The 378-nt window shown below is 61.9% G+C and carries 1 protein-coding gene; it reads left to right on the forward strand.

The features are described 5' to 3' along the window. A partial coding sequence (locus tag EN818_RS31030; protein WP_145972144.1) for a substrate-binding domain-containing protein occupies positions 1–304 on the forward strand: 304 nt, incomplete at its 5' end. Between the last annotated feature and the right edge of the window lie 74 nt (positions 305–378).

Here is a 378-nt window from a genome sequence, read left to right on the forward strand (position 1 = left end):
CTCCAACCTGATCATGGCGCAGGGCGTCGGCCAGGCGATCGCCGAGAACAACCTTGCCGGCAAGGTGGCGCTCATCGGCTTCGACAGCGACGAGAAGCTGATCAAATTCCTCAACGACGGCGTCATCTCCGGCCTCGTCGTCCAGGATCCGTACCGGATGGGTTACGACGGCATCAAGACCGCGCTCGCCGCCTCGAAGGGCGAGAAGGTCGAGGCCAATGTCGACACCGGCGCCAACCTCGTCACCAAGGACAACATGAAGGAACCGAAGATCGACGCGCTGCTCAACCCGAAGCTGAACTGAGATCTTCGCGACAAATCGTTTCCGGGGCCTCGGCGCCCCGGAAACATCCGTTAGCGGCGGCTTGGCAATTTGCC

Source organism: Mesorhizobium sp. M3A.F.Ca.ET.175.01.1.1, assembly GCF_004791945.1.
Lineage (GTDB): Bacteria > Pseudomonadota > Alphaproteobacteria > Rhizobiales > Rhizobiaceae > Mesorhizobium.